The sequence below is a fragment of the Ectobacillus sp. genome (genome assembly GCF_056992975.1).
Map to the genome: position 1 here is coordinate 1 of NZ_JBXKMX010000251.1, position 3401 is coordinate 3401.

Annotated in this window: 5 protein-coding genes; all 5 read right to left on the bottom strand. The window is 39.3% G+C overall.

Features of this window, described 5'->3' with window-relative positions; genetic code table 11:
* Positions 1–56: 56 nt before the first annotated feature.
* Positions 57–419, bottom strand: a complete 363-nt coding sequence (folB, locus tag AC11ZT_RS11575; RefSeq protein WP_484059740.1) for a dihydroneopterin aldolase — start codon at positions 417–419, stop codon at positions 57–59.
* Positions 397–1284 (bottom strand): dihydropteroate synthase, encoded by an 888-nt coding sequence (folP, locus tag AC11ZT_RS11580; RefSeq protein WP_484059741.1) that lies wholly within the window; start codon positions 1282–1284, stop codon positions 397–399. The genes folB and folP overlap by 23 nt, the downstream gene beginning before the upstream one ends.
* Positions 1235–2128 carry an aminodeoxychorismate lyase gene (gene pabC, locus AC11ZT_RS11585; protein ID WP_484059742.1) on the bottom strand — a complete coding sequence of 298 codons (894 nt, stop codon included), beginning with the start codon at positions 2126–2128 and terminating at the stop codon, positions 1235–1237. Before pabC ends, folP begins: the two co-directional genes overlap by 50 nt.
* Positions 2122–2709: an aminodeoxychorismate/anthranilate synthase component II gene (pabA, locus tag AC11ZT_RS11590; protein ID WP_484059743.1), complete on the bottom strand. Its 588-nt coding sequence runs from the start codon at positions 2707–2709 to the stop codon at positions 2122–2124. Before pabA ends, pabC begins: the two co-directional genes overlap by 7 nt.
* Positions 2710–2714: 5 nt before the next feature.
* A partial coding sequence (locus AC11ZT_RS11595; RefSeq protein WP_484059744.1) for an anthranilate synthase component I family protein occupies positions 2715–3401 on the bottom strand: 687 nt, incomplete at its 5' end.

Sequence of the window (3401 nt, forward strand, 5' to 3'; positions counted from 1 at the left end):
CAAGTATCCAGCTCGATCTCCAATATTCGATCCAAGAGAAAGATAGACAATATTATTCATATGCGTTCCCTCGTAATTTCGACTGCAACTGACCGATAGTGGCCTCTAATTGGGGGATCTGGTTTAATAACTGTTACTGTACATCGCTGTATTACATTGTACGTAGTAAGAACAGTAGACGCAATATTTTCCGCGACAGATTCTACCAACTTATATGCTTTTCCTTCTACAATATTTTCGCAAAGATGATATAATTCACCGTAATTAACGGAATCACTTAGATTATCGGTTTGTCCAGCTTGTCGTAAATCCAATTCTATAGTAAGATTTACCCGAAACCGCTGACCTAGTTTGTTTTCCTCGGGAAATACTCCGTGATAACCATAGAACTCCATGTCATGCACGAATATCTTGTCCAACCTGTATTCCTCCTTTACCTAGCATTGCATCCATCATTTTTGCCATTCTTACGGTTTCTAACACATCATGCACACGTATGATATCGCATCCTTTTTGAATGCCTAAACAAGTAGTAGCTCCTGTTCCCTCTACTCGCTCATTTACAGGTAGATTCAACACATCACCAATGAACGCCTTCCGAGATGTCGCAAGTAAAAGTGGGTACCCGAGGACGGTAAGCTGTTCAAGATTTCTCATAACCTCTAAGTTTTGTTCTGGTGTTTTTGAAAAGCCGCCTAAGCCTGGGTCCAAAATAATATTTTCATCACGAACACCCGCTGCTTTCACAATTTTCACACTCTCATATAAATCAGCAATCATATCTGCAATTATATTTCGATAGTTGGTATTATCTCGATTGTGCATAAGGATAATCGGCACATCAAAATAAGCAGCCACTTCGGCCATCTTCGGATCAGCCTTAGCACCCCAGATATCATTAATGATATGTGCACCAGCTTCGATTGCTTGTCTTGCCACCTCCGCTTTATACGTATCAATGGAGATTGGAACATGGACAGACCGAGAAACAGCTTTAATAGCTGGTAATACTCGCGCTAATTCTTCCTCCTGTGATACTTTCACATAACTTGGACGAGTTGATTCGCCGCCAATATCAATAATTTTAGCGCCTTGCTCTACCATTTCTTGTGCGCGTAGGACGGCAGACTGTTCATTGTTAAACTTACCCCCATCCGAGAATGAATCAGGAGTAACGTTTAAAATTCCCATGATGATAGTTTCTTCTGTAATTTTTAATTCATATGGTCCACATTTAATATTGTGTAGGGTTTCCACTGCTATGCATCTCCTTTTGTAGTTCATGCTTGCTCCATAATGTAAATCGATTGGCATGATATGCATTTATCAACTGCATCGTTACTATGCGTTTATTTAAAAGAGGAACAGCGTCAATAGAATGTAACGGTACAATTTCCTGTATAGAATTTGTTACAAATACTTCATCACTTTCTACCAACTGTTCTTTTGTATAAAATCCCTCTTTAGTTTCTATTCCTAAATTGCTAGCTAACTGTAAGATAAATTGTCTGGTAATCCCATTCAGGATCCCTGTCTCCACTGCAGGCGTATGCAAGACACCATGATGCACAAAGAAAATATTAGACACAACCCCTTCTGCAACATATCCATCCGTAGTTAGAAAAATCCCTTCTTTCATCGGATCCCCACCTACTTCTCGTTTGCCAAGAATATTATTTAAATAATGGTGTGATTTGAAACGATGCGGTCCTTCTGGTGTACTGCGAGGCAGCTGCAAGAAAACCCCTGCTTTTTCTGTAATAGTATCAGTAAGCGGCAAAGATTTTACAAAAATAATAACCGAAGGAGAGGTATAGGGCTCGGTCTGTAACCCGATTTCTCCAACTCCTGCTGATACATTTAATCGTATATAAGCATCTTGCAGTCCATTTCTTCGAAGCAGTTCCTGTAAGATTTGAATGACCTTATCTTTTTCCATATTCCACTTTATTTGCAACGATGAAAGGGCGTTTTGCAATCGTTCATAATGATCATAAAACAGAAAGAAATGACCATTGTACACACGAAATGTTTCAAATACACCTAATCCATACAAAAAACCATGATCATAAGGTGAGATGACTGCATCAGTATCCTTTACATATTCACCATTTGCATATATCAACATATTACCGTACCTCTATTGTACCGCGTTAAAAAATTTTTCAGCAGTTCTTTTCCATGTAATGTCATAATTGACTCTGGATGAAACTGAACCCCTTCTATCGGTAAGATTTTATGGCGAATGCCCATAATTTCTCCCGCTTCTGTCCAAGAGGAAATCTCTAGACAATCCGGCAATGTTTCTTTCTTTACAATAAGAGAATGGTAACGTGTTACAGGAAAGGGGGTAGGTATGTCTGTATATACCGTTTTCCCGTCATGATACACTTGTGAAGTTTTACCATGCATGAAACGTTCTGCCCGAACCACGTCTGCACCAAATACCTGTGCAATCGCTTGATGTCCTAAACACACACCTAAAATTGGTATCTTTCCTGCAAAATGCGTAATCGCCCCCAAACTAATACCAGCTTCATTCGGGCTACATGGTCCAGGCGAAATCATTAAAAAAGACGGAGCAAGTTTCTCTATCTCCTCAATTGTTATTTCATCATTTCGCTTTACTACTATTACTTGTCCAAGCTCCCCTAGATATTGAACAAGATTAAATGTAAATGAGTCGTAGTTATCTATCATAAGTATCATCTCTATCACCTAACGCTTTCTTCACTGCTTTCTTTTGCACACCATAAAGCAGTAGCTTTTTTGAGTGATTCTTTATATTCGTACTTAGGATTAGAGTCAATTACAATACCAGCCCCTGCTTGTACATAAGCATGCCCATCCTTTGCTAACAAGGTACGTATGACAATATTTAGCTCCATATCTCCTGAAAAATCAATCCAACCTATAGAGCCTGTATAAATTCCTCTTCGTACCGGCTCCAACTCTTCAATAATTTCCATCGTTCTAATTTTAGGTGCTCCCGTAATTGTACCGCCAGGAAATACAGCTTTTATCAAGTCAAAAGCATCTTTGTTGTCTTCTAATTCACCCCGTACGTTTGATACAATATGCATAACATGTGAATATTTTTCAATAACCATGAACTCATCTACTTTTACAGTCCCGTACGTGCACACACGACCCAAATCGTTTCTCTCCAAGTCAACAAGCATCACATGCTCAGCACGCTCTTTCTCATTTTCAATCAGGTTCTTTGCCAGCTCATTATCCTCTGCTTCATCCTTACCGCGCGAGCGTGTCCCTGCAATCGGTCGAGTGCTAACCTCTTTACCTCTTTTTTGAATTAATAATTCAGGCGAACCGCTCACAATTTGAAAATCAGAGAACTCAAAATAACCCATATATGGAGAAGGGTTAATTTCACGAAGTTT